Origin of the sequence: Longibacter sp. (genome assembly GCF_051155795.1) — a bacterium.
Classification (GTDB): Bacteria; Bacteroidota; Rhodothermia; order Rhodothermales; family Salinibacteraceae; genus Longibacter.
In genome coordinates this window covers 43,774-69,228 of the sequence record NZ_DAXETW010000005.1, presented here as the reverse complement: position 1 = coordinate 69,228, position 25,455 = coordinate 43,774, and the positions used below count along the sequence as shown (strand labels likewise).

General features: G+C 62.3%; 20 protein-coding genes. 14 read left to right on the top strand and 6 right to left on the bottom strand.

Translation table 11 applies throughout. The features are described from left to right. Positions 1-469: 469 nt before the first annotated feature. The 6 genes from ACFCU0_RS00980 (at position 470) to ACFCU0_RS00955 (ending at position 8,014) form a co-directional block, all read left to right on the top strand. Positions 470-1,747: an amylo-alpha-1,6-glucosidase gene (locus ACFCU0_RS00980; protein WP_434971786.1), complete on the top strand. Its 1,278-nt coding sequence runs from the start codon at positions 470-472 to the stop codon at positions 1,745-1,747. Positions 1,748-1,958: 211 nt separating this feature from the next. Next, entirely contained in the window at positions 1,959-2,687 is a 729-nt protein-coding gene (locus ACFCU0_RS00975; protein ID WP_434971785.1) for an acetylglutamate kinase, read from the top strand. A gap of 161 nt (positions 2,688-2,848) precedes the next feature. Continuing rightward, positions 2,849-3,040 (top strand): histone H1, encoded by a 192-nt coding sequence (locus ACFCU0_RS00970; protein WP_434971784.1) that lies wholly within the window; start codon positions 2,849-2,851, stop codon positions 3,038-3,040. Positions 3,041-3,260: 220 nt separating this feature from the next. After that, complete coding sequence (locus tag ACFCU0_RS00965) at positions 3,261-4,136, top strand: DUF3078 domain-containing protein (RefSeq protein ID WP_434971783.1); 876 nt, start codon at positions 3,261-3,263, stop codon at positions 4,134-4,136. 117 nt (positions 4,137-4,253) lie between these two features. Then, the gene (locus ACFCU0_RS00960) at positions 4,254-6,590 is read left to right on the top strand and encodes a tetratricopeptide repeat protein (protein ID WP_434971782.1); all 2,337 of its coding nucleotides are present in this window, start codon (positions 4,254-4,256) and stop codon (positions 6,588-6,590) included. A gap of 86 nt (positions 6,591-6,676) precedes the next feature. Next, positions 6,677-8,014 carry a type IX secretion system plug protein domain-containing protein gene (locus tag ACFCU0_RS00955; protein WP_434971781.1) on the top strand — a complete coding sequence of 446 codons (1,338 nt, stop codon included), beginning with the start codon at positions 6,677-6,679 and terminating at the stop codon, positions 8,012-8,014. 227 nt (positions 8,015-8,241) lie between these two features. Here ACFCU0_RS00955 and ACFCU0_RS00950 read toward each other — a convergent pair whose 3' ends face one another. Beyond that, the gene (locus ACFCU0_RS00950; RefSeq protein WP_434971780.1) at positions 8,242-8,457 is read right to left on the bottom strand and encodes a cold-shock protein; all 216 of its coding nucleotides are present in this window, start codon (positions 8,455-8,457) and stop codon (positions 8,242-8,244) included. 354 nt (positions 8,458-8,811) lie between these two features. On the opposite strand from ACFCU0_RS00950, the gene ACFCU0_RS00945 reads away from it, so the two are divergent. Then, positions 8,812-9,894 (top strand): M14 family metallopeptidase, encoded by a 1,083-nt coding sequence (locus ACFCU0_RS00945; protein WP_434971779.1) that lies wholly within the window; start codon positions 8,812-8,814, stop codon positions 9,892-9,894. An 85-nt stretch (positions 9,895-9,979) separates the two neighbouring features. Here the strand turns inward: ACFCU0_RS00945 and ACFCU0_RS00940 are convergent, their stop codons facing one another. Further along, positions 9,980-10,525, bottom strand: a complete 546-nt coding sequence (locus tag ACFCU0_RS00940; RefSeq protein WP_434971778.1) for a spore maturation protein — start codon at positions 10,523-10,525, stop codon at positions 9,980-9,982. Positions 10,526-10,593: 68 nt separating this feature from the next. Continuing rightward, positions 10,594-11,577: a nucleoside recognition domain-containing protein gene (locus tag ACFCU0_RS00935; protein ID WP_434971777.1), complete on the bottom strand. Its 984-nt coding sequence runs from the start codon at positions 11,575-11,577 to the stop codon at positions 10,594-10,596. Between the two features lie 296 nt (positions 11,578-11,873). Here ACFCU0_RS00935 and ACFCU0_RS00930 point away from each other — a divergent pair, with 296 nt between their 5' ends. Continuing rightward, complete coding sequence (locus ACFCU0_RS00930) at positions 11,874-12,137, top strand: hypothetical protein (protein ID WP_434971776.1); 264 nt, start codon at positions 11,874-11,876, stop codon at positions 12,135-12,137. A gap of 24 nt (positions 12,138-12,161) precedes the next feature. On the opposite strand, the gene uvrC is transcribed toward ACFCU0_RS00930, so the two are convergent. Both uvrC and ACFCU0_RS00920 read right to left on the bottom strand, forming a co-directional pair. Further along, positions 12,162-14,066 carry an excinuclease ABC subunit UvrC gene (uvrC, locus tag ACFCU0_RS00925; protein WP_434971775.1) on the bottom strand — a complete coding sequence of 635 codons (1,905 nt, stop codon included), beginning with the start codon at positions 14,064-14,066 and terminating at the stop codon, positions 12,162-12,164. Between the two features lie 221 nt (positions 14,067-14,287). Then, positions 14,288-15,817, bottom strand: coding sequence for an AbgT family transporter (locus ACFCU0_RS00920; RefSeq protein WP_434971774.1), 1,530 nt, complete (start codon positions 15,815-15,817; stop codon positions 14,288-14,290). 362 nt (positions 15,818-16,179) lie between these two features. On the opposite strand from ACFCU0_RS00920, the gene ACFCU0_RS00915 reads away from it, so the two are divergent. From ACFCU0_RS00915 to ACFCU0_RS00890, 6 genes are all read left to right on the top strand, one after another. Then, entirely contained in the window at positions 16,180-17,064 is an 885-nt protein-coding gene (locus ACFCU0_RS00915) for a sugar-transfer associated ATP-grasp domain-containing protein (protein WP_434971773.1), read from the top strand. A 338-nt stretch (positions 17,065-17,402) separates the two neighbouring features. Beyond that, positions 17,403-18,794, top strand: a complete 1,392-nt coding sequence (locus ACFCU0_RS00910) for a flavin-containing monooxygenase (RefSeq protein ID WP_434971772.1) — start codon at positions 17,403-17,405, stop codon at positions 18,792-18,794. 357 nt (positions 18,795-19,151) lie between these two features. Further along, positions 19,152-19,280, top strand: coding sequence for a hypothetical protein (locus ACFCU0_RS00905; RefSeq protein WP_434971771.1), 129 nt, complete (start codon positions 19,152-19,154; stop codon positions 19,278-19,280). Further along, complete coding sequence (locus ACFCU0_RS00900) at positions 19,281-19,403, top strand: hypothetical protein (protein ID WP_434971770.1); 123 nt, start codon at positions 19,281-19,283, stop codon at positions 19,401-19,403. 184 nt (positions 19,404-19,587) lie between these two features. Then, complete coding sequence (locus ACFCU0_RS00895; protein WP_434971769.1) at positions 19,588-21,630, top strand: S9 family peptidase; 2,043 nt, start codon at positions 19,588-19,590, stop codon at positions 21,628-21,630. 138 nt (positions 21,631-21,768) lie between these two features. Beyond that, entirely contained in the window at positions 21,769-22,542 is a 774-nt protein-coding gene (locus tag ACFCU0_RS00890) for an SDR family oxidoreductase (protein WP_434971768.1), read from the top strand. Positions 22,543-22,715: 173 nt separating this feature from the next. Here ACFCU0_RS00890 and dnaA read toward each other — a convergent pair whose 3' ends face one another. Next, positions 22,716-24,422, bottom strand: a complete 1,707-nt coding sequence (gene dnaA, locus ACFCU0_RS00885; protein ID WP_434971767.1) for a chromosomal replication initiator protein DnaA — start codon at positions 24,420-24,422, stop codon at positions 22,716-22,718. Positions 24,423-25,455 lie beyond the last annotated feature (1,033 nt).

The following is a 25,455-nucleotide window of genomic DNA, read 5'->3' as shown; positions in this document are numbered from 1 at the left end:
GGGTTGGGGATTGGGGATTGCGGATCTTGAATTGGGAATTGGGGATTTGATTGCGTTGCGGGATGGGATCACCGGCGTTTTGCCGGGATCGCATGTAACGCCGGGTACCGAATCCGTAGCTTCAGGGGCGGGACAGTCGGAGTGGGGGCGGCCTTCGACCGTTGGGTCATGGACCGTTGGGTCGTGGACTCGTTGGTGCCTTCAGCCACACGACGCTTCGGGGGCAAGGCCCCTTTGGCGACCATCTCAACACGTCAACATGCGACAACCCGAACGCTTGCGCACTTGAACACCGAAGCACCTGAACACCGCCACGTATCTGAGCAATTCGCACGGGCCGGGGGCGCATAGCGGAAACGATCCGAAGGGCGCCCAGGACGCCCAGGACGCCCAGGACGCGCTTGACGGTCGTGCGGCCGGGGCCTACGTTGACGAGTCCATTCTAACTGTTCGACATCTGCCGGCCCGCATGCCCGCTTCCTTCGACCCTGCTACCGATGCGGCTCTCGACCTTCTTCACGCCGTCACGACGTCAGACGGAATTCTCGCGAGCCCGACGGACGTGACGAACTATCGCCGCGTGTGGGCCCGAGATAGCGTGATGTGTGGGCTGGCCGGTCTGGTGGCGGGCGATGATCGGATCACGCAGGGCCTGAAGGACACCCTCGAAGCCCTCGCAGCTGCCGGTGGGCCCGACGGTCAGATCCCGTCGAACCTCGCCATTCGGGAGGGACAAATCACCGACGTGAGCTATGGCGGCCTCAGCGGCCGCGTCGACGCCATTTCCTGGTTCGTCGTGGGCCTGGCCCAGTACGTGCAGGCAACCGGTGACGTGGCGTTTGGAGCACGACATGCAGATGACGTCCGGCGCGGCCTCCAGCTCCTCACCGCCTGGGAGTACAACCGACGAGGTCTCGTTTACGTCCCGCTCGGAGGGGACTGGGCGGATGAGTACATCCTGCACGGCTACGTGCTGTTCGATCAGCTAATGCGCGTCTGGGCACTTCGCGGCGCGGAAATGCTTGGGATCGGCGACGCGGCGGAGCGACGAGACACGATCGAGCGGCGCATCGCGGCAACGTTCCGGCTGGACCTCGGCGGCTCGGCCGCGGACGGTGCCTACCACCCGTACGCTGCGCAACAGGTTCTAAAGGGCAACGCCGTCCCCCTGTACTGGCTGCCGGCCCTGAGTCCCGGCGGATACCAGACGATGTTCGACGCCTGGGGGAATGCTCTCGCCGTGCTGCTCGGCCTCGGCGATGACGCGTCGGCACGGCGAACGCTGGAGGCGGGCGAGTCGATGCGGTCGGACCGCCCCGGCCGGCTCATTCCGGCGTTCTGGCCGCCGGTTCGCGAAGGCGATCCGGACTGGCACCTGCTCCAGGGCAACCACCGCGGTACCTTTCAGAACCGTCCGGGCCACTACCACAACGGCGGCCTCTGGCCGATGGTGAATGGATGGTGGGGATGCGCCCTCGGCATGGGACGGCAGGAGGAGGCGGCCCGCGACGTGCTCGACGCGATTCACGGGGCCAATCGTCGGCAAGACGGGGACCCGGCCCTCGACGCGAGCGGCGCGGATGGTGTTTCCGAAAGATGGCTGTTTCCGGAGTATCGCGACGCTGAAACAGCGGCCCCGGGCGGCACGCGCCCCCTTGCATGGAGCGCCGCAGGTGCGGTGATCCTCGACAGACATCTCGCAGGCAAGCGTCTGTCGTACCGGCCGGCGACTCCAGATCTCGGGTGACCGCGCAATGTGAAGGCGGCTGCCGGCGGATGAGGTACCCTCTCGCGGCACTATCCCCTCTGAAAATACGGCCAAGCCGAACCGCTTCCTACGGCGGGTGGTTGATACGAATGTGCTCCATGCGCGAACGCCTGACGTGACGCGGACCGGTACCTGCCGGCTTTCTCGTCATGCTTACCGACATCCTTTCTAACGACGTTCCTCGGTCTTCATGCGCGATCTGTACATCGTTTACCTGGATCGGTACCATCTCGGCGATCCGCTCTTTATCAAGAAAATGGCCAAGCAGATCACGCAGGGTGCACAGCGCGACTGCCTGATTGTGCACGGCAGTGGGGAAAAGGTCGAACGGACGCTTGAGGCGCAGGGCATTTTCCCGGAGCGGTCGAGCGGCGTGCTCGATGTGGAAACCGAGAAGCAGAAGCGGCTGGTGGAGCGTGCCGTACGCGAGGCGAATCAGGAAATTGTTGGCTCGCTCACGGACGAAGTCGTTAGCACCGTCGGGATTCAGGGCACCGATCGCGGGCTTCTCCGGATAGAGACGGCCAACGGGTCGGAAACCGGCCCGAACCTGTCCGTCGGCAAAACCGGCTGGCTGGAGGCTCTACTGAAGCAGCACGTTGTCGGCGTGGTGTCGAGTCTGGCGCGCACGGCGTCGGGGGAAGTGCGGGAAGTCTGGACAGCCGATACGGTCATCGCCATCGAGAACGCCCTGGATGATGTGTTCGACGCGACCGTCGTTTTCCTGTCTCAGGCCGGGCAGGCGGGGATTATCGATGCGAAAGGGACGAAAGATGAGGTCGACGCGACGTCCGTCGGGGACGCCGTCGCCGAGCCGGACGCGGTGCGCCGTGTGGCAGACGCCGGGTGCTCAGCCATTGTGACAAATCCGGAGGGATTGTGGGACGACCCGGTGAGAGCCACACGTCTCGCTGCTTGAACGTTTCGGTAAAACCCCGCTCAGGTCGGGCACGGGGCGGTTTTTCCCCGAAAAGCGGCTTGACAGGGGCTCAGAGGCGCCTTATGTTCGGTTCAGAGTAATCGAGACGTACCGTCTGATCAGACGTATCACACGCACACTTTAACGGAGGCGACTCAAATATGAGTAAGTTCGAAGAACGCTACGAAGAGCTCACCAACACCGTCAAGGAAGCCGAGGAGGACCTCATGAAGTTCTATGAGAAGGGCAACAAGGCGGCTGGCACGCGGGCTCGGAAGAGCATGATGGAGCTGAAGAAGCTCGCCCACGAAATCCGCCAGGAGATTCAGGAGATCAAGAACGACGAGCTGTAGGATCTCCCCCTTCGGATTTCCGTGCCTCTGGCACAGAGGGCTATGTCGTTATCACGGCATAGCCTTTTTCTGTCTCTGCACGTACTTCGTCGATCCCGTTTTTCGATCCATTCGACCGTATCCCATGTATTCACGTATCTCAAAATCGATCTCATGCCGTTCAGTTGCGCACAGCCTCGCTGCTGTCGCGATCGTCTGGCTCTTCGTTTCCGCTCCACCGGTGCTCGCTCAAGAAACGGCGTCGTCCGATACGGTGGGGGTCTGGTCCACCGATGTAAGCGGCAAGCTGTCGGGGTCGCAGGCTGCATATAGCAACTGGCAGGAGGGGGGCGTTAACTCGCTGGCGTTTACCACGTCGATTGACGGGCTCGCGGAGCGGCGCGGACGTCACTGGATTCATCGGCACCAGGCGCGGCTCGCCTTCGGCATCCTGCGCCAGGATTTTGACCAGGATGACGAGAGTGAGGTGCGCAAGGCCGACGACTTGATTCGGCTGGAGTCCGCCCTCCGTTACCAGGGCGAGGGCTTCTTTCGCATCTTCAACCCGACGATCGCCGGGAATATCCGGACGCAGTTCGCGAAAGGATTTGCGTTTCCTGGCCAGGATAACCCATATCCCGACGACAATCCGCGGGGGGGAGAAATTACGGACGGGGAATCGCGTCTCGTGTCCCAGTTTCTGGCGCCTGCCTTCATCACGGAGTCCATCGGTCTGACGTACGAGCCTGCTCCGTGGGTGCAGATGCGTCTCGGCGCAGCTTCGAAGCAGACCATCGTGCTCAAGGACCAGTTGAAGGTACTGTACGATGTCGATTTTGACCGGGCCGCGCGGGTTGAGGCGGGTGCCGAGTACGCGCTCGACGTGAATCGGCGTATCACGGAGGACATTCGGTACAAGTCCAATCTGAATGCCTTCTTTTCATTCAATCAGACGGAGGATCCACCGGATGTGCTGTGGACAAACGTTCTGCAGCTGAGCGTCAACGATTATATCAGCACAGAACTGGAGGTCACACTGTTATATGATAAGAACATTGATGACAGCGTCCAGCTGAAGGAGGTGCTCTCCGTAGGGGTGTCGTTCGACGTACTGTAGCGTCCCCGCTGCGAGGCGGGCCACGACACTACGTGAGGATTCATCTGCGCCCGCTAACTTGAAGCGCCTCACCGGTCACGCGCACACGTACCGTCCGACAACCGAACCCATCGAGCGGTGAACCGAAGCTTTCGGATACATCTCGCGTATGCGGCGGTTGGCGTTGCGTTGTGGCCGATACCGCTGCTCAATGTGCTTCATGTAGAGTCTTCAGCCGTGGTGGCGGCCGCAGCCTATTTCATTTCGGGCTGGGCGGCCGCAACGAGCTTCACGCCGGCGACAAGCCCCGGGGAGGCAGTTCGCACCGGGCTTCATCTCCTGCCGCCGGCGCTCGTCCCGGCGGGACTGTTGACTGTTGCTATGCTCTGGGCACCGAACTGTGCCTACCTTACCGGGGTGGGATTGTATCTGCTGTTCGTCCCGGTGTCCGCGGTTCTGGGTGGGGCCGTCGCCTACGGAATCACCGCGTCCTCGACGGGACGCCCTGTAGTCCGCGTAGCCCTCGTGGGGCTTGTCGTGATGATGGCCGGGCCGGTGTACGACCTGGGCTTTCACCCTCAGTTTTTCACGTACAACCACGTCTTCGGCGGTGTTCTCGGGCCCATTTACGACGAGCAGCTCGCGATTCGGGCGGGACTGTTCTGGTTCCGCGGTGTGACCGTGCTGTGGATCGCTGTCGCCGTCGTCCTCGGCGCGCGGCTGCGTGGATTCGGGTCCCGGCGCTGGACGGGAACCGGCGTGATTGCCGCCGGGCTTCTCGGCGTTTCGTACCTCTTTGCCCCGAATCTCGGTGTGACGGTGACCGAGAGCCATCTCAAGAAGGCGCTCCCCGGAACGTTACAGACGGACCACTTCGAAATTCACTACGACTCCACTGCTCACGAGCCGGCGGAAGTTCGGTCGTGGGCATTGCAGCAGGAATTTGCGTATCACCAGCTGTCCGAACGACTCCAGACGGACATGGCCCGGGGCGAGCGCATCCTCACGTTTGTCTACCCGTCGCCGGAGGTGAAAGCGCGGCTCACCGGTGCGCGTCAGACATCCGTCGCACCCGTCTGGCTCGGACGGGCGCAGTCGCACCTGCTGGTGGACCGCCTGAAAGGTAGCTTCCAGCACGAACTCGCGCACCTGTTCGGCCGTCCGTTCGGGTTGCCGGGGGTTCGCGCATCGTGGTCAGTGGGTCTGGTAGAGGGATGGGCCGTTGCCCTGGAGCCGCCGTCTCTCGCACCGTCGCCCGACGACCTCGTCCGCGCGGCGCGGGGGCGCACCGGACTCGGCACGGACCTTCCCGAGGCGGTGGCCGCGCGCCTCTCACCTGCAGGGTTCTGGACGGATCGCGGCGCCGTCTCGTACACGACGATGGGATCGTTCGTGTCGTATCTCCTTGATCGGTATGGACCGGAACGACTGAAAGCCGTCTACGCCCGAGCCGATTTTCAGCGGGTATACGGGCGATCCGTCCGCGATCTTGCCGCGGAGTGGAGTAATGCGCTCTCACTGTCGACGCCAATCGATGCCGATGCCGGAGGAACGGCCGATCGGTGGTTCGCGCGACCGTCACTCCTGGAAACGAGATGCCCGCACTTCGTCCCGGCGCACCGCCGCCGGATCCAGGAAGCGGATCGTCAACTGGCTTCGGGCGACACGTCCGCGGCCATCACGCACCTTGAGCGTGCCATACAGCTCGAGCCGCGATCGGCGTCCGCACACGTGCGGCGCGCCCGACTCCGGCTGGCGCAGGCTGTGCCCGCAGACACCGTCCTCGCCGGTCTGGCCAACCTTCCCCCGGAGTGGCACACGCCTGGGGTCGACGTCGTCCGGGGCGATGCGCTGGTCCTGGCGAGACGCCCTGACTCGGCGGCGACGATGTACGATCGGGCTGTTTCGGCGATCCCTCCGTACCGGGTGGACGAGCGCGTGGCGATCTGGGTACGGCGCCTTTCGGTTCGCAATCCGACACTGTTGCGACACGTGGTGGGAGGTGGGCCGGCCGTGCCACGGGCCGAGCAGGTGCTGCGCTGGGCGGCGTCCTCCCCTCGCGCTCCGCAAGAGATTCGCCGCGCCCAACTCTGGGCCGCGCTTCTTTACGACGCAGGGCACCGGCCGGATGCGTCGGCGTTGCACTGGGCTTCTCTTATCCCTCTGCCTGAGCGACCGGCGGACTGGGAAAGACCTGCATTGGGTCTAGTAGACCGAATCGGAGGAAACGTGCTCCCGCGCGCATGGCGGGTGACGCTGTCTCATGAACTGCTTCGCGCATCTCTCACAGCACGGGCTGGTGGCTCGGAAGCGGTGTCCGCCATCGCTCAACGCGCGGCAGAAGAGATGACGGACCGACGCGCAGGTTCCGAAGCCCGCGTCTGGCATCACCTGGCGGAGCGGGCCGAGTGGCTGCGGAAACGGAACGACGAGACGCCCCGTGACGAACTCGAATCGACCTCCCGAGGCGGTTGAGGGGCATGGATGCATCACCTATACTCTGAGTACTGGCCCGCCGGCACGAGCCAGCCGTTTCCTCCGTGGTCTTGATCTCGTCCTCCATGCGCGCCTGTTTTTCCTCGTCTCGATCTGCGCGGCAGTGGTGTGTCCGGCCGGCCCTGCTGTCGACGCTGGCCGCACTGGTTCTGTTTTTCGCGGGTTGCGCGGGGACGGACACGGCAGAGTCCGAGTCCGCCGAGCCCGCCCGGGAGGAGGCCGGTCTCCGTCTCGCGCCACAGGCGGATCGCGCAAAGACGGTCCAGCTCTTCCGCGGGACGAATGAGGCCGCCCTTCCCATTCTGCGTCTGAACGGCTCCCAGACGCTCACCCTTGCCTTCGACCTCATCGGGGAGGCGTCGGGACCCGTGTCGGTCTATTTTTACCACGCTGACCGGGACTGGAACCGGGATGCTTCGGCAAGCCGCTTCCTGGCGAGTTTCCAGTCCGACAACGTCCTGGAGTACACGCCGTCGCAGGGGACGGAGGTGCGATACACGCATTACCGCTACCAATTCCCGAACGAGGACATCCAGTTTGAGGCGAGCGGCAACTTCATCGTCCGCGTGACCGAGCAGGGGAGGGAGGATGCCGTTCTGTTCGAGCGGCCCTTCTTCGTCACGGAAGACGCAGGGTCGCTGAACCTCGGCGTTGAAGGACTCATCGTGACCGGGCAGCAACAGCCGTCGGATCGTCCGATCGCGCGCTACGTGCCGCCCCCGGCGTTGAGCAGCAGCACGTACGACTACGCCGTCTGTTTCGCAAGGAATGCGGACTTCTCGGCCACGCGGTGCGCCAATCGGTCGCGCCTGATGCCCTCCGACGGAGTGGAGTTCGAGTTGTCACGAGGCCGTGCATTTGCTCCCGTTCGGTCGCGCTACGCCCTGGACCTGAGCCAGCTTCGCGTGGGACCACGCATCGAACGGGTCGACCGGTCAGTTTCCCCGTTTCAGGTGCTGCTCGAACCCGATGTGGCTCGCTTTTCCGGCACGCCGTTCCGCGACCCCATCGGACCCCAGATCGTGGTCAATGATGCCGTAACGGCGCTGTCTCGGCCGCAGACGGCGGCGGAATATGTGCAGACGACGTTCGCCTTCGTACCGCCGGCCGAACGCCCGGTCGGAGGAGAGGTGATCTTGGCCGGGAGCTTCTCCGGCGACCAGGTGAGATCGGAGAACCGGATGCGGTGGGTCGAGGGACGCGGCCGCTACGAAGCTGACGTTTTGCTGAAGCAGGGACGGTACGAGTACTTCTACGCGACCGACGATCCCGGCCTGCGCGCAGAAATGAACCGAACCGCCGCTCCGGCACGCGACCGGTACCAGGCGTTCGTCTACTACCGCGACATCACCCTCAATTCTGATCGACTGGTGAATGTAGGGACGGTCGAAGGCGTGCGGTAAGTCGGCGTCGTCTGGAGGTGCGACTGTGTACATAGGGCAAGGTCACCTCGACCCGATCGAGGGAGGGGGTACAGCTGGGTTTGTTTGTACTTTGGTTTGTCCATGGGTTTGGGCATCAGGGAACCCCGAACCTTGAACCCTGAACCTTGAACCCTATTCCCAAACGCAAAACGCCCCGACCTGCGTGAAGCAAGTCGGGGCGTTGGCACGTCGTGACGTCAGAGGCATTAGCCGATCACGTCAACGTCCTGCGCATTCGGGCCCTTATCTGTATGGCCGACCGTAAACTCTACACGGTCGTTCTCATTCAGAGTCTTAAACCCTTCAGTGTTGATTTCGCTATAGTGCACGAAAAGGTCCTCACCTCCCTCTTCAGGCACGATGAAACCAAATCCTTTCTCGTTGCTGAACCACTTGACGGTTCCGACTTTGCGCTCTTCCATGATGCTGCGTTGAATCCAATGAATGCATGAAGTAATGCAGGACTCCTCCACCCTGCTGGCGATCGAAGACGATCGAAACCGTCTTCGGGTCAGCCGGACATGAGGCCCTGGGTACGGTGGCGAAGTTAGTGGATGAGCATGCGGATTGTCAACCGTTGCCCTCAGTTTTTTGAAGGCGCACTCATCGACCCGCTCCGGACACGTCCCGAGGCAAGCATCCTGCAGCCCTCCACAACCCCGCGCCCCGGGTGAGGGTCCGAGCCAGGGAGCCATATTATTGAAACCTCCGTATTCTGGGCATATCTTCATCATGCATCCTTTTTGTCTATATTTCTGTGAACGCCTGTTTCGCCCATGATGGCCCGATCCGACCCGTTTGATCTCACACCGTGCGCCGATCCCGACCCGAGCTTTGCGTCAAGTGCCGAGGCACGAGACTGGTTGCTTACGGCCTGTAAGGGGCATCCGTCTCTTGCACGGTTCCGTACCATCGGGGAGAGTGAGGAGGGACGTCCCATCGACGCGGTCGTTCTCGGGAGCGGCGAGCGGCACGTCAGCTTGATCGCGGGCAACCACGCGGATGAGCCCGTCGGTCCGGAGACGCTTCGGTCAATGATTCGCGAGGTCCTGGATCAGCCGAATCGATTCGAGGGGGTGCTCGAGCGGTTTACGTTCTACATCGTGCCCCATACGAACCCTGACGGAGAGCATCGGAATCGGCCGTGGATCAAGGCCTGGCCCGACATCCGCGCCTACCTGCGGCACGTCAGTCGCGACCTGCCGGGGCGTGACCTGGAGTTTGGGTTTCCGTCGATGCGGCCGGAGAATGAGGCGGTGGCGTCGTTCCTGAAGCCGCATGCACCGTTTGTCTTGCACGCCAGTCTGCACGGCATGTCGGTCAGCGAGGGGGCGCTTTTGCTGATCAATCGTCCCTGGACGTATCGCACAGAGGACCTGCAGGACGAATACAGGCGCGCGGCGGCCGAGGCGGGCCTCGCCATGCACGATCACAACCGGAAGGGCGAGAAAGGGTTTTTCTGGATCGATCCCGGTATCCAGACGACACCCCGCGGGGAGGCGATGCGGTCCTACTTTCGGTCGATCGGCGACGACGACATGGCGCGCCGCTTCCACGACAGTTCGATGGAGATGGTGATGGGGTGGGGCGGAGATCCGCTGTGCCTCGTAACGGAGCTACCGCTGTGGGTCCTCACGGGCGGGCCGACCTCCGTTGCTTCATCCGATCACCCGCATCGTCCGGCCCGCTATGAAGCGTTTCGGGACAGGTTCGCCGACCTTCGCCATCGTGACGTGGCTGACGACGATGATGCCGTTGCGGACCTGCTTCGCACATTCTCGCTTACGCCCCTTCCGCCGTCTGAGGCCATGCGTTTGCAGCTCACCGCTCTTAGTCTGGCCCTCGCGACCATAGGGTGATCTGGCGGTCGGTGCCAGGGGAAGACCGGTGCACCGGAAGGCCGTTGCCTGCGCAGATTGTGGGCGCGAACGCCAGGCCAACCGGCTATCCGAAAAGTAGCTTCACGACGTAGACCGACGCCAGAAAGCCGACGAAATCGGCAAAGAGTCCGGCCGGAACGGCGTGGCGCGTCTCCCGGATGTTCACAGCGCCGAAGTAGACGGCGATCACGTAGAACGTTGTTTCGGTCGATCCGAACATGGTGGCAACCATTTTCACGAGGAGCGAGTCCTCCCCGTACTGCTGGATCATGTCCGCGACGAGCCCGGCCGAGCCGGATCCGGTCAGGGGACGGATGAGGCCCATCGGGACCACCTCGGCAGGGATGCCAATGAGGGCGAGAACCGGGTCAAGCATGTCGACGAGGAAGTCCATGGCACCGCTCGCACGAAACATCCCGATCGCGAAGAGGATCGCGATGAGATACGGAATAATGGTGACGGCCACCTGGAAGCCTTCTTTGGCTCCCTCGACGAACACTTCGTAGACGCGAACCCCTTTGTAGAGGCCGTATAGCGGAAACCCGACGAGCAGGGAGGGAAGAACGAAGTAAGAAAGAACGGAGACGACGTCGCGCAGAACTTCAATCATGGGGCAAAGGCGTGGAATGACAGGGCTTGATCGGGAGGGCGTGGCCGAAACAGAGGCGGAAGCGAGACTCAGGCGTCGTCCTTCTGGAGCATCGGATTCGAGCGGCGGAAGCGCCGGAGCCGGCTCAGCCCATAGGCACCCAGGATGCCGGCGATACTGGAAAAGAGCGTCGCCAGCGTGATAGAGAAGAAGAGCTGGTTGATCTGCAGGCCCATGATTGCCACGAGGAGCGAAGGCGGGACGAGCTGGACGCTGGACGTGTTCATGGCAAGGAGCATCACCATGTCATCCGTCGCGGTTTCCTTCTTCGGGTTCAACTCCTGGAGGTCCTCCATCGCTTTGATCCCGAGTGGTGTGGCGGCGTTTCCAAGCCCGAAAACGTTCGCGAGCAGGTTGAGCGTCACATTCGCGAGGGCCGGGTGATCCTTCGGCACGCCTGGAAAGAGCGGCGACAGCACCGGCTGGACAAATCGTGCGAGCGCCTGAACGAGTCCCGCTTCTTCCCCGATCTTGACGAGCCCAAGCATCAACCCAAGAATGCCGATGAACCCGAGCGCGAGCGAGGCGCCGGTTTCGGCAAAGGTCAGAGCCGCCTGCGCAATGTCGTTCATTTTCCGAAATCGGACGGGCTCGAAGCGCAGATCCACCGCCACCGGTCCGGATGCGAATCGGGGAGACCCATCGATGCGTGCACGCAGCGGATCTCCATCCTCATCCGCCTGAAAGGAGCGGATCGTGGCGAGAGGCTCCGGCAGGGCGCCGGCCTCGAGGCGGATCTGGCGGCCGTCGCGCGTCTGAACGAGCGTGCCGTCGTAGGCGGATGCGAGTGAATCGGGCGAATCCTCGGGAAAGCGGCTCCGGTACGTCTCGTCGTCAAACGTGACCCGGACCGGTTGTCGTCGGGCGTCGGCGTCGTAGCCCTGAGGGAAGGTGACGGCGGCCGGAACCGCGGATTCGTTGGGAAAGCGATCCTGAACGAGTTCCGTGACATCCGTCACGAGCGCGAAGGCGAGACTGAACACGATCAGTCCCGCCCAGATGTAGTTGAGCATGGGCGCAGGGAGTCAGCAATACGATCCGAGACATGCCGGGTCACCCCGGCGCCCTTCATGGTACGGAGCGAGATGGAGAAGAGAAATGCGGGGCCCGTTCAGGGCAAGGTTCAGGGCAAGGTTCAGGGTTCAACGTTCAGGGTTCAGGGTTCCGGGATTTGAGCTCCGAGTTCTGGGTTCTGGGATGGTCTGGGGTAGATTCAAAGTTAGTTGGAAAATGACCACCGCCGCAGGCAGCGCCGACCGTTGCAACGATCGAGGAGCTGCTCGCTGCCCCACCCGACGTTAAGCTGGCGATGATCGAACGGGCCATCGATGGTTTACTGGCCCTGGCCACGTCGCTGATGAGCAAAGAAGTGCGCTCGATGGCCGGGCCGCGCTACAGCCGCCACAAGCCCCATGGCGGCCGTTACGTGCGCTGGGGCTCCAACCCGGGCCGCGTGCGCGTCGGGGCCGAGCGCGTGCCGGTCGACGTCCCGCGGGTACGCAACCGCACCAACGCCCCAACGCCTCAACGAATCAATGCATCAACGCCCCAACGCATCAACGCACATACGTAAAACCGCGCTGATGTACTCACCGGCTCACCCATCTGCCATCTCCGCTTCGGGTTCGGAGACGTCGTCGAAATAGGCGCGGACGGTTTCCGCTTTCGCCGGGCCGACGACCTCTGCGATGTCAGACTCGGCGGCGTTCTTGACTTTTGTTACCGACCCGAAGTGGTTCAGCAGGTCCCTGGCGGTCTTCGGACCGATGCCGTGGATGTCGAGCAACTCGGAGTGGAGCGTTTTCTTTTTGCGACGCTTGCGCTGATACGTGACGGCGAAGCGGTGTGCCTCATTTCGGACTTTCTGGAGGAGCTGGAGTGCGACGTCGTCTTTCGCGATCATTACCGGATCCGTGTCGCCGGGCATGAACACCTCCTCCAGACGTTTTGCGATTCCGATCACCTGGAACTTCCCGTACGCCTCCACTTCCTTCAGAACCTTGACGGCACTGGATAGCTGGCCCTTTCCGCCGTCAACAACCAGTAGATCTGGCCAGGGGCCGTTTTCCTCTACGATCTTGCTGTAGCGACGCTGGATGACTTCCCGCATCGCCTTGAAGTCGTCGGGACGTCCTTCGTCGGTCGTCCGGATCTTGTACGTGCGGTACTCGCTCTTCCGCGGCGTGCCGTCGGTGAAGACGACGCAAGAGGCGACCGTCTCCGTCCCCCCGAGGTGCGAGATGTCGATTCCGTCGATGCGGCGCGGGAGATCCTCCATCTGCAGGTTCTTCCGCAGCGACTTGACCGCTTCCGGAATGCGGTCGCGCTCGCGCTTCATCTGCTGCGTCTTCCATTCGCCGACCAGGAGTTTCGCGTTCGACGCAGCCATCCGGATCAACGACGCTTTGTCGCCCCGCTGCGGGACCTTGACGGGTACCTGTTTGCCCTTTTCTCGCCGCAGAAGCTGTTCGAGTGCGTGCGTGTCCTGCGCCGGATGGTCGTTCGGGTCGACCGACAGCAGCACCTCGTCGGGGAAGAAGTTGGCCTCCGTGTAATACTTCTCGACGTACGAAAGCAGCAGTTCTTCGTCCGATCGACCGTCGATCCGCCGAATGTACGTGTGCCGACGCCCGATCATTTTCCCTTCCCGAACGGTGAACTTGACCGCACACGCCACCCCCTCGTTTCGGTCGACGTGCAGGGCGAAGACGTCGCGGTCGGCATTGTCCTGGCTGACGATCTTCTGCCGCTGCGAATACTTTTCCAGCGCGGAGATCTGGTCCCGTAGGCGCGCAGCTTCTTCAAAGTTCAGGTCCTCCGACTGCTCCTCCATCTCATCCTCGAGCAGGTCGATCAGCTCCTGCGTGTGGCCGTTCAGCAATTTCTCGACCTGGTCGATCGTCTGCATGTAGTCCTCGTGCGACTGCTCGCCAATGCACGGGCCCTTGCAGTTGTCGATGTGGTACTGGAGGCAGACGTCGTACTTGCCGGCCTCGATCGGCTCGGGGTCGAGCTTCAGCGAACAGGTGCGAAGCTGGAAGACGGAGCGGATGGCGTCCATCATCTTGTTCATCTGCCCGACATCCGTGTACGGACCGAAGTACTTGGATCCGTCCTGCTTGCGTTTCCGCGTCTTGAAAACGCGTGGAAAGCGTTCGTTCTTAATGCAGATATACGGATACGTCTTGTCGTCGCGCAGATTGACGTTGTAGCGCGGCTGGTGCTCCTTGATCAGGTTGTTCTCCAGAATCAGCGCCTCCACCTCTGTATCGGTCACAATGACCTCGACGTCGGCGGCCTTCCGGACCATCACGTCGATGCGCCGGGAGTGGTTGCGGCTGTTCTGGAAGTACGATCGGACGCGGCTCCGGAGGTCCTTCGCTTTCCCTACGTACAATACCATTCCCTCCTCGTCGAGATGCTTGTAGACCCCCGTGTCACGCGGCAGGTTGTCCAGCTTCTCGCGAAGCGACTCAGGTTTGGAGGCGAGGAGGTCGTTCATGGACTCACGTTGCGGGCGACAGAAAACGTCATGTACGCAGGAAAACGCTGGAGCCGACGGTCGTGATTCGCCGTGAAAGGAACACCCTCGGAATTTCGCACACGCGCCAAGCGCCCGGGATCAGCACAGGCTACCCCCGGACGCTATCACGATGACACAGAACCCGCACACCCGCTCGCCCTCACATCAAACCGGCTGCTTCGCGGTCTTTCCCCGTCGGTCTACGGGGACACGTACTCGAGCGGAACGCCCGGGCCGAGCGGAAGGCCGAAGATGATCCACAGAACCAGTGTCGTGGTGCTGACAATTCCGAAGACAATCGAGTAGGGGAGCATAAGCGCCACGATCGAGCCGATACCGCTGTCCTTCACGTATCGCTGGGCAAAGATGATTACCAGGGGGAAGTACGGAAGGAGGGGCGTCAGAATGTTGGTGAAGGCGTCTCCGATCCGGTAGGCCGCCTGCGTCGTTTCCGGTGAATAGCCGAGCAGCATCAGCATCGGAACGAAGATCGGTGCCAGGATCGCCCATTTCGCCGACGCACTTCCGACGAACATATTGATGAGGGCGGACACGAATATGAAGGACACCACGAGCGGGATGCCCGTGAAGCCGACCGCCTCCAGACCGCTGGCGCCCGTGATGGCGACGACAGACCCGAGGTTCGACCAGCTGAACATGGCGATGAAGTGCGCAGCGGCGAAGGCCAGGACGATGTACGCCCCCATATCCGACATCGTATCGGCCATCATCTCCGCCACGTCCTTGTCGGATTCGATCTTGCCAGTCGACATGCCGAACGCGAGGCCCGGGAGAAAGAACAGCACGACCATGAGGGCGACGATGCTTTCATAAAACGGATCGAGCGATCCGGCTGAGCCGCGTAGGGGAGCGCCCTCCGGTATCACGAGCATGGCCACACCTGCCGCGACCACAGCGAACACGATTCCCGCAACCCGAAGCCCCCGCCGCTCTTCGCCGGACAGGTCGTGGGACGAATCCGCGTCCAGGTCGTCCGGCGGGTCGTAGACGCCCAGTCGAGGCTCGACGATGCGCTCGGTGACCCACACGCCCGCGACCATGAAGACCGGCACGAGCGCGATCATGATGTAGTAGTTGGCCGTGGCGTCGACGGAATACCCGCTGTCGATCAAGCGGGCGGCGGGCTCTGTAAACCCGGCGAGCAGCGGATCGAGGGACGTGAGCGACAGGTTGGCGCTGAAGCCGGCGGACACACCGGCGAATGCTGCGGCGAGTCCGGCCAGCGGATGGCGTCCCGCACCGTAGAACAGGACGGCACCGAGTGGAATAACGACGACGTAGCCGGCGTCCACGGCGAGACTCGACATGATCCCGGCGAAGACCAGCGCTGCCGTAAGCGCCGCGTCGGGGACGGACCTTACGAACGCGCTTAGGGCGGCGCTGATGAGGCCCGACTTGTCGGCCACGCCGATTCCGAGCATCACGACGAGCACCAGGCCAAGCGGAGGAAAGGCCGCGAACGTTTCCGGCATTTCCACAAACAGGCGCCGGATGTTCTCGGAGGAGAACAGGTTGTCCACGGTGATGGTCTCGCCAGTGCCCGGATGAACGGCACTGACGCCGGTGGCCGAGGCAAGCCAGGAGGCGATCATCACGATCCCGATGAAAATAAAGAAGAGCGTGACCGGGTCCGGCAGGGCGTTACCGGTGCGTTCGACACGATCGAGGAGCCGGTCGCTCCACGACTCGGCAGTGGTTGAGGTGCTCATGCGTAGCGAGACATGCGGAAATGAGAACAGACGCCCCGGTAGTATATCGCACGTCACCGAAAAAGGGAAGTGCGATACGCGACTTCCCTCGAGCATGGTGCGCGCACGGTGCCGACCGCACTTTGTTGGTGGAGTACGTCGGCATATTCCGATACGTGTGTCATCTGACGTGTCACAGGCGTCTCACAGGGTCTAAAGATGACACTTTTTCTTCGGGCGTTGCGTTTAAGACGCGGTTCTGCGGACGGAGAGACGTCCAGAGGAAGCGATTCCAAGAGTGGTACGTGGTTCGCACGTACACGGGCTGACGCCGGCGCGGAAGCGTCCGGCCGACTGCTTTTTCGTCATATCGAGTTTCCGAGATGAATGCATACGGACACGGGCGAGGCAAGAAAACGGTGGCACACGAGCGGATCGATCCCACGTTAGGCGTTCTCAGTGGGGGCGCGTCTGCCGCCGCCGATACGCCATCTGAGAACGAGCCAACCCGTCTTCCGAAATCACTGCTAGAAGACGCCGGTTTGCCGGTGCCTGACACATACGCGAGGATAACACGCCCTGAGGAGGTCGAGAGCGCGTGGTCTGCGTTGCGGGATCTGCCGACCTTCGTCTTGAAGCCGATCGGCGCCGCACCGGCCTGGAAGGCCGTCCTCCTGAAGAAAGTCGAATCGAGCGGTGCGGTCGAATGGCGAACTCCGATAGGACGCATTCTTTCCGAGCGGGACATAGTGCGGCTCATGGAAAACGCCGTCTCCGGAATGTCGCCGACGGCAGCGCAAGGCATCCTCGCCGAATATCGCTGCACGATCGATGACATGTTCTACCAGATCTATCCGCGCGGTCTGTCGTACGTTCGTATCATAACGTACTGCGGCGACCCGAAATTCGCCCTTGCCCGCATCCCGACGGACACGTCCGACGGACGGGCAACCTTACAGGCCGGCGCCCTCTGTGCGGGGATCGACATGGCATCGGGCCGAATGCACCCGGCCCACGACCGCGATGGACTTCTCGCCGAACACCCGGATACGTACTCGTCCATCGAGGGTGTACGAATCTGGCGCTGGGACCGCCTGCTGGACCTCTCCATGAAGGCCGCGGAAGCCATCTCGATGGACTACCTCCACGTCGAAACGGTCATCGACGCCTATCGAGGACCGCTGGTGATGGACGTCAGCGGCCATCCAGATCTCGAAGTCCCGTCGATTACGGAGGGAGATGTGTATCGTACGCTCTCGGGACTGTAACGCGTCTCGCCGAAATCGACGCGAACGCATGAAGCCATCGTGGCACACGCGGCCGTAATTGTTTGGCGCACGAATCATTTTGAATTCAAAAGACGCGTTTCAACGGCGCGGAAACATCTGCCGCATGCAGCCATCAGCACGAACCGTTCGGATCGATGGCCGTTATCTTCATTTCTGTAGGCCGTCACGCGGCTGGAATCCTTTCGCCGGCCATCATCGGCCCGCGTCGGGCTCCCTCAGATAGAACCGCCCGTTTTTGATCCGCGTCTTGGGACAAACCTCCTTCGAGGTCAGGCGTAAGGATCGCTGCACGGGTCTCTAACCAACTCTCGCTCCATATGACGACCGGTACTTCTGAATCCGAGGCGCATCAGCATCTTCTGAGGAGCGGGAAGGCATGCATTATCGGGGCGGGCATCTCCGGGTTGACGGCCGCGAAGGCGCTGAAGGATCACGGGCTGCCGTACGATCACTTCGAGCTTGGATCCGACCTCGGGGGTCTCTGGCGGTTCGACAACGACAACGACCGCTCAGCGGCCTACCGAACGCTCCACATCAACTCCAGCAAGCACAATATGGAGCTGGAGGATTTCCCGATGCCGGAGGAGTTTCCCGTGTTCGGTCACCACGCAGAGGTTCTTCGCTACTTTGAGGCGTACGCTGATGCCTTCGACCTGACGTCCGGGATCACGTTCAACACGGGCGTCGAGCACGCTGATCGCGTGGATCCGGACACGTGGCGGGTTCGGCTCACGACCGGGGAGGTGCGGGAATACGGAGCCGTCCTGGTTGCAACCGGTCACCACTGGAATCCCCGCTGGCCTGATTTCCCCGGATCCTTCGACGGACGTGTGCTGCATTCACATGCGTACCGGGAGCCGGAGGATTTCGCCGGGGACCGGGTCCTCGTTGTCGGCATCGGAAACAGCGCGTGCGATATCATCGTCGACCTCTGCCGGGTCGCCGGGCAGGTGACGCTGTCGACGCGATCCAGTGCATGGGTGCTGCCGAAATACGTCCTGGGTCACCCGTTGGACCAGTGGACGAATCCGTACATGGAATATCTCCCCGTCGGCGTGCGGCGGGCCCTGTTCAAGCTGCTCGTGTGGATGTCCGTCGGTGACCAGGAGCGGTACGGACTTCCCAAGCCGGATCACGATCTCATGGAGGAGCACCCGACGATCTCCCAGGAACTGCTGTCTCAGATTGGTCACGGGCGTGTCGCCGTTCGTCCGAATATCGATCGATTGGACGGGGCGACCGTCCACTTCGAAGACGGCGCGTCAGAGGTCTTCGATGCGATCATTTATGCTACGGGCTACGACATCGCGTTTCCGTTTCTCCCGGATGACCTTTTCTCGGTCGAAAACAATCGGGTTCGTCTCTACCGGTACGTCGTACCGCCGGAAATGCCGGGGCTGTACTTTCTCGGCCTTATCCAACCGCTGGGCGCCGTCATGCCCCTGGTCGAGAAGCAGGCGAAATGGGTCGCCGAGCTCCTGGCGGGCCAGGTCGCCGTTCCGTCCGTGGAAGCCATGGAGGGGGAAATCGACGCTGCACTCACCGCTATGCAGAATCGGTACACTGCATCGCCGCGGCACACCATCCAGGTCGACTTCTGGAACTACATGCACGAGATGGAGCGGGAAATGCGCCGGGGGGCCAAACGCGCCGAACGAATGAATCTCGAGCCCGCAGCTGGATCTCGCGCCGTCGTGCAGGAGGCCTGACCCTCGCCCATCGGAACGAAGTCTATCTTCCAGAAGCGCCTCGTCATACCACTACGTCTACCCTCGGAATGGATCGCGTCCAGCCAGCTGTATCTCGGCGCTTCATCTTCGGACTCACGGTCGTCGCATGCCTGATGGCAGCGCTGCCGTAGAGTGGGCGGGGCCAGTGGGAGGGGTACGAGCCGACGCGTCTGGACACGCTGCTCTCGACGATGGAGCGCAACATCGAACGGGGGGATCGGTCGAACATCGACACCGATGCGTTCAACATGTGGATCGCGCCACGGACGCCGCGGATGCGGGTTCGGGCGACGTACACCGGGGAGACGCGTCCAATCCCAGTCCGCCACCCGATACATGTTGAGGTCCTGGTTGCGCTCCGCAGGTCTGGACTCCAACTACGTCGACCTGTACAATTCGTCCGCCCGGTTTCGTACCACTGCCGGCGATCTCTGGCTTCCCGTGCAGTCGACGCCACTGGACTAGATGCAGGACGAATTTTCGAAAGGCGAGGGCATCGAGCTGTATGCGGTCTACATCGGCGCCTTTGCCACCGCGCGCGCCCCGATCCAGTGGATGATTTTAGTAAACGAATACCAGCCGGGGTAACGCGAAGTGGCAGCTGACCCACCCGGCCGGGGCCTCTTTCCAGGTGGATTCGTGGACGCATGATGTTCAAGACGGGTGGACGTCTCCGCTGTCTCGATTCTGCCCGCGACCGCACTTGACGAGAGGGTGAAACGGTCGTACATTTTCCGGTCCGAGTGCCCTACCACTGTTTCCACCGACCGTCATGATGAAACGTACTGTTATCGGGCTTGTCGCCCTTTTGTGCCTCTCGGTGCTCGCGCCGACCGTCTCCGCGCAGATGGTGTCGGAACTGCCGGCGCGCACGGTTGAAGCCGAGGCCTTCGAAGACAACGAAGACGCTCTCACTCCGAAGGACATCGCCCGAATTAAACAGGTTGGTAGCGCCGTCGTCACGCCGGACGGTGACCACGTTGCCTATACACTCTCCGTGCCGGCGAATCCGACCGAGTCCAACGAACCGGCGTCGAGCCAGCTGTGGGTGGTGAATGTGGAGTCGGGCCAGGCCACGCCGTATGCCACACGCGGCAACGTTCGGGGCCTCGCCGTTCGACCCGAGCACAACACGCTCACCTTCATTGACCAGCTCGGCGACGCGGAAACGGCGCGGATTTACGAAGTCCCGCTGAGCGGCGGTGAGGCTACGGAATTGTTTGCCTTCGACACCTCGATTTCGTCGTACGACTGGTCTCCGGACGGGTCGCAACTTGCGTTTTACGCAGCAGACCCCGAGGCCGAGGAGCCGGAGAGCGACCTGCCGTATCAGCCGGAAATCTACGAAGAGGGGCTGACCTATTCCTACGGATACATCGCCGATGTATCCGCCGGTACGACCACGCGTATCGACTCGGACCGGAACGTCTCCGGCGTGACGTGGAGCCCGGATGGATCAACGCTCGCCATCCTGACGGCTCCCACGCCGCGCGTCGACGACTTCTACATGAAGCGGCAGATCGATATCGTGGAGGCGTCCAGCGGCGACGTTACATCAACGGTCGACCATGATGGCAAATTCGGGCCGCTCGCCTTCAGTCCGAACGGCGCTCACCTCGCGTTTGTAGCGGGCGCCGACATTCACGATCCGATCGACGGTCGTCTCTTCGTCGTCTCTGCCGACGGCGGCTCGCCGACGGCACTGATGCCCGACTTCGAGGGCAAGATGGAAGACATCCGGTGGCGCGACAATGAGACCATCGAATTCCTGGCCAGCGAAGGCGTTCACTCGACGCTCGCGACCATCGGCCGCGACGGCTCCGAGATGGAGCGTGTACTATCCGGTGATGGCCCGGTCCTGCACTCGCTTGATGCGGCGGGCGACACCCATGCGTTCGTCGCAGACGCGCGGACGCATCCGCGCGAGGTGTACATTCTGAATGGTACGTCGCCGGAGCGACTCACCGATCACAACCCGTGGCTTGCCGATGAGAAAATGGCAACCCAGGAAGTGGTCAGCTACACGGCGCGGGACGGCATGGAGCTGCAGGGACTGCTGATCCATCCGCTCGACAGAGAGGAGGGGAGCACGTATCCGCTCATCACGGTCGTGCACGGCGGACCCGAAGCCCACTACGACGACGGGTGGTTGACCTCCTACAGCACAGCGGGCCAGATGGCGGCGGCACGCGGCTATGCGGTCTTTTACCCGAACTACCGGGGCAGCACCGGTCGAGGCGAAGCCTTCGCCAAGAGCAGTCAGGGAGACCTTGCCGGAAGTGAATTCGACGACGTTGTCGACGGCGTCGACGCGCTGATCGATCGGGGACTCGTGGACCCGGACCGCGTTGGCGTGACGGGCGGCTCCTACGGGGGCTATGCGACGGCCTGGATGTCGACGCGGTATACAGATCGGTTCGCGGCCGGCGTGATGTTCGTGGGCATCTCGAACAATATTTCTAAGTGGGGCGAAAGCGACATTCCGGAAGAGCTCTTCCTCGTCCACTCGCGGGAGCGGATCTGGGAGGACTACATGGGTTACCTTGAGCGTAGCCCGATCTACCACGCCGGGGAGGCCCGGACGCCGCTCCTGATTCTGCATGGAAAAGAGGACCCGCGCGTCCACCCGAGCCAGTCGCTGGAAATGTACCGGCACATCAAGACGCGGACGGATACGCCCGTCCGTCTTGTGCTCTACCCCGGTGAGGGACACGGCAATCGGGCAGCTACCGCTCGTTTGGACTATAATATCCGGATGCTCCGGTGGTTCGATCGCTTCCTTCAGACGGATGGATCAGCGATCGGGGCGCGATAGCACCATCGATTGTATCAACGGGACGGAGCCCTCCCGATGTGGAACCGCCGTCCTTTCTTCGGGTGCCTTCTGTGCAGAAACGCACGGAAGGCACTTCGTTTTTCATGCGTCCTGACCCCAACGAACCCCCGCCCCCCGATGATGAACCAGCCCACCCTTTTTGTCACTGGAGCGGCCTCCGGCATAGGTGAAACGGTCGCCCGCAGGTTTGCGGACCGGGGATGGTTCATCGGTCTGTACGATCGAAATGGCGAGGGCCTCGAGCGCGTCCACCGCGATATCGGGTCCGAGCGTTCCTGCTTCAAGCAAGTCGACGTCACGCAAACAGGTCAGGTGGAGGAGGCCGTACAGCACTTCGATGAGGCGACGGGTGGACGCATGGATCTGCTGTTTAACTCGGCCGGTGTCCTGAAAATCGGCCGCTTTGAGTCGATGGACCCGGACGACCTCCGGCACGTCATCGATGTCAACCTTACCGGGATGATGCTCGTCACCCGTCTCAGTTTTCCGCTGCTTCAACGCACGGAGGGCGCGCGGGTGATCTCCATGGCGTCTGCATCCGCGGTGTACGGGACGCCCGAACTTGCCACGTATTCGGCCACAAAGGGCGGCGTTCGAACGCTCACGCAGGCGCTGAACCTGGAGTGGGCCCATCACGACATCTACGTGTGCGACATCGTGCCGCCGTATGTCGATTCACCCATGACGCGGGAGGCCGCGCGGTCCGCCAGCATGGATCGGATGGGCGTCGATCTGACCCCGGACGATGTGGCGGACGTCGTGGAGCAGGCCGTTCAGGAGAACCGGATCCACTGGCCTGTCGGAAAGCAGTTTGCCTGGCTCTACCGAGCATCCGAGGTGCTTCCGTCGAACGTCGTTCGGCTGATCATGCGCTACGCATCCGGCTTTTAGACGTGAACACAGGGGCCGAAGGTCGACCAACACGACGGCAACGCGTAGAGGCCATGTCTACGGTTCAGGTGAACGCCGGTTACAGACCGGGGCTGAATGCAAAAGCCGCCGGGCGATGGCCACGGCGGCAGTGCGAACGTTCTCTCGATACGTGCGAAGTACGGGATCGCCTGTCAGTTCATTCCCGGTCCGCCGATGGATCGCTTCAATTCTTTAATCTCCTGCTTGAAGTTGGCTTCGACATCCAGCCGATCCGCTACTTTCTTATTAGCGTGAATGACGGTGGAGTGGTCGCGGCCACCGAAGCGGGAGCCGATGCTGGCGTATGATTCGTTCGTGAGCTCCCGGCACAGGTACATAGCGGTCTGTCGTGCTGCCGCGATCTCACGCTTCCGCGAGCGAGACAGCAGATCGTCGACGGAGAGGCGGTAGTAATCTGCGACGGTCTCGATGATCGCTCCGCACTCCACACGCGACGACGACGTGTCGTCGATCTGATCGTGGAGGAGCTGCCGCGCCGTCTGCATGCTGAGCGTCTCGTTGTCCAGCTGTGCGATGGCGGCCAAGCGGTTGAGGGCGCCCTCGAGCTTCCGGATGTTGCTGTCGATGCGATGGGCGAGAAGCTCGACCACCTGCGGGTCCACGTCGATGTTTCGACGACTCGCCTTCCGCTGAAGAATCGCGATGCGTGTTTCCAGGTCGGGGCGCTGAATATCTGCCGAGAGGCCCCACTGGAAGCGGGAGAGGAGCCGCTCCTCGATGCCATCAATTTCCGACGGGGGACGATCCGCACAGAGGACGATCTGGCGCCCGTGCTGGTGGAGGTCGTTGAAGATGTGGAAGAACTCCTCCTGCGTCTTTTCCTTTCCGCCGAAGAACTGGACGTCGTCCACGATCAGCAGGTCCGCCTGGCGGTAGTATGCGGAAAAGTCGGCGATGGAGTTGTTCTTCACCGCCCGCACGAACTGGCTCGTGAACCGGTCGCTCGAAACGTACAGAACCGACTCCGTGGTCTGCTTTTTCTGCGCGTGATTGGCGATGGCCTGCGCTAAGTGGGTCTTGCCGAGACCGACGCCGCCGTAAATCAACAGCGGGTTGTAATTGGTTTCGCCCGGCGATTCCGCTACGGCGACCGCAGCACTCCTGGCGAGCCGGTTGCCGTCTCCTTCGATGAACTCATCGAAGGTATATGACGCCTTGAGGTGGGAGGGAGGCGTCGATACCGTTCGACCAGAGGCAGTCTCTGTGCCGTTCGGCGACCCCCCCGATCGACCGGAGCGGTTGACCTTCTGGTGGGCGGGAGGGCGTCGATTCCCGCCGGTGCGCCCCCCGCCTGTACCGCCACCGGGACCGCCGCCGCGATTCGTGCGGGAAGGGCGTGTGCGCGGGTCCGCGGCCGACGACGACCCGTCACCGGAGAGCGTGCCCGGGTGCGCGGCCGCTCGCGCAAGGTCGCCGGAGTCACCGCGACCGGCCTGCGACGCATCGGCCGCATCAGCGGGGCTGCTGCTTTCCGCGGACGTTGATCGTTCACGCGCAGCCGACCGGTCCCGCCGCGGTGCGGACGGGGCAGCATCGGTCGATGCATCGGGCATGTCCGAGTCGCCTCCAGGAAGCGATTCAGCAACCCGAAACTCGATGGCCGTTTTTTGCCCAACGGCCTTTGAGACCGCCTGCTGCAGGTTATTATTGAACCGGCTCTGCAGATACTGTGCGTTGAACGTCGTCGGTACCTCGAGAATCAGGTACACGCCGTCCTCCGCATCCTCTAATGAAACGGGATCGATTGGCACGAGCCAGTTTTCCACCGTACGGCTCGGGATCTCCTCGCGGAGGTGCTTGAGCGTAGCAGTCCAGGCATCTGTCGCTGAAGGTACCATAAATGGAAGAGAGGCGAACGAAATCGTACAAGGACGGACGAGTCCGCCGGACGACAACAGTTTGGAGGGCCCGCGATGTCGAGCGGATACAAAAGGTAGATGCGGACCGCCCTGAACGCAAGTGAATGTCGCGATCGATTATCCACTGTTTTTCCCCAGCGGACGAGCGTTATCCACAACCAATCCACATTGCCCGTTCGAGCGGCGTCAGACCCGGTCGTGAGCGGGTCTACCGGCCGCTCTGACCCGGTGACCGGGCCCGGGCGAACGAATGGATGACACGCTGCATCGCGAGATCTTCAACGGTGACTGCACCGGAGGCAGGCTGTGACGTTCGTGCCACCCGCATCCGATCGGACGTGCGAACGACACGGCTTGACTCGGAGGGTCATACGTGGCGTCGCTGTCGTCGATCGTGGTCCAGTCGCTGCACTGTTGTCCCCGGGATCGGGGCGCGACCCACCAACCTGCGTTCCGGGACGGTGATTCAGGACGCGGTCCAATTTCGCCCGTCTTTGCGTATTGCTCACCCGATGCCCATCCTTCCCGAAAAAACGACGATCGGTATTCTGATGGCCACAAACACAAAGCGCCCTCTCCCGAAAGGGAAAAGGCGCTTGTGGCTGACAGCTTCCGGTTGTCGCCGGGCGCACCGGCTATGGATCCTCCAGCAAGAGATCCCATGTCGTGAGAGGCGATCACCACGGTCTCAAAGAGACCGCCGGTCGGTGAGGCCTCCGTTAGTGCGACGCCACGGGACAAACCGGACAGGTCGTATGTGGTCTACAGTGCCATCACGGCGGGAACGTCCGACGAAGAGGACGAACCGTTCGACGATGCATCTTCTGGTGTCGCTTCTCCGTTTGAAGCGGAGGTAGCCTCACCTTCTCCGTCAGATGCTCGCGCCGGACCTTCAATGGACGCCTTCGGGGTGATCAATCGCACAGCTTTGATCAGAAGACGTATGGCCGTTTGCTTCCGCGCCGTGGATACCGGCATGCCGTGAAGCAGATGAAGAAATTCACGGGCACAG

Coding starts and splice junctions, on each gene's coding strand:
- ACFCU0_RS00945 (WP_434971779.1), top strand. CDS start 8,812: ATGATGGCCCGATCCGACCCGTTTGATCTCACACCGTGCGCCGATCCC.
- ACFCU0_RS00980 (WP_434971786.1), top strand. CDS start 470: ATGCCCGCTTCCTTCGACCCTGCTACCGATGCGGCTCTCGACCTTCTT.
- ACFCU0_RS00950 (WP_434971780.1), bottom strand. CDS start 8,457: ATGGAAGAGCGCAAAGTCGGAACCGTCAAGTGGTTCAGCAACGAGAAA.
- ACFCU0_RS00895 (WP_434971769.1), top strand. CDS start 19,588: ATGATGAAACGTACTGTTATCGGGCTTGTCGCCCTTTTGTGCCTCTCG.
- ACFCU0_RS00955 (WP_434971781.1), top strand. CDS start 6,677: ATGCGCGCCTGTTTTTCCTCGTCTCGATCTGCGCGGCAGTGGTGTGTC.
- ACFCU0_RS00890 (WP_434971768.1), top strand. CDS start 21,769: ATGATGAACCAGCCCACCCTTTTTGTCACTGGAGCGGCCTCCGGCATA.
- dnaA (WP_434971767.1), bottom strand. CDS start 24,422: ATGGTACCTTCAGCGACAGATGCCTGGACTGCTACGCTCAAGCACCTC.
- uvrC (WP_434971775.1), bottom strand. CDS start 14,066: ATGAACGACCTCCTCGCCTCCAAACCTGAGTCGCTTCGCGAGAAGCTG.
- ACFCU0_RS00935 (WP_434971777.1), bottom strand. CDS start 11,577: ATGCTCAACTACATCTGGGCGGGACTGATCGTGTTCAGTCTCGCCTTC.
- ACFCU0_RS00970 (WP_434971784.1), top strand. CDS start 2,849: ATGAGTAAGTTCGAAGAACGCTACGAAGAGCTCACCAACACCGTCAAG.
- ACFCU0_RS00920 (WP_434971774.1), bottom strand. CDS start 15,817: ATGAGCACCTCAACCACTGCCGAGTCGTGGAGCGACCGGCTCCTCGAT.
- ACFCU0_RS00900 (WP_434971770.1), top strand. CDS start 19,281: ATGCAGGACGAATTTTCGAAAGGCGAGGGCATCGAGCTGTATGCGGTC.
- ACFCU0_RS00975 (WP_434971785.1), top strand. CDS start 1,959: ATGCGCGATCTGTACATCGTTTACCTGGATCGGTACCATCTCGGCGAT.
- ACFCU0_RS00905 (WP_434971771.1), top strand. CDS start 19,152: ATGTTGAGGTCCTGGTTGCGCTCCGCAGGTCTGGACTCCAACTACGTC.
- ACFCU0_RS00930 (WP_434971776.1), top strand. CDS start 11,874: ATGATCGAACGGGCCATCGATGGTTTACTGGCCCTGGCCACGTCGCTG.
- ACFCU0_RS00940 (WP_434971778.1), bottom strand. CDS start 10,525: ATGATTGAAGTTCTGCGCGACGTCGTCTCCGTTCTTTCTTACTTCGTT.
- ACFCU0_RS00915 (WP_434971773.1), top strand. CDS start 16,180: ATGAATGCATACGGACACGGGCGAGGCAAGAAAACGGTGGCACACGAG.
- ACFCU0_RS00910 (WP_434971772.1), top strand. CDS start 17,403: ATGACGACCGGTACTTCTGAATCCGAGGCGCATCAGCATCTTCTGAGG.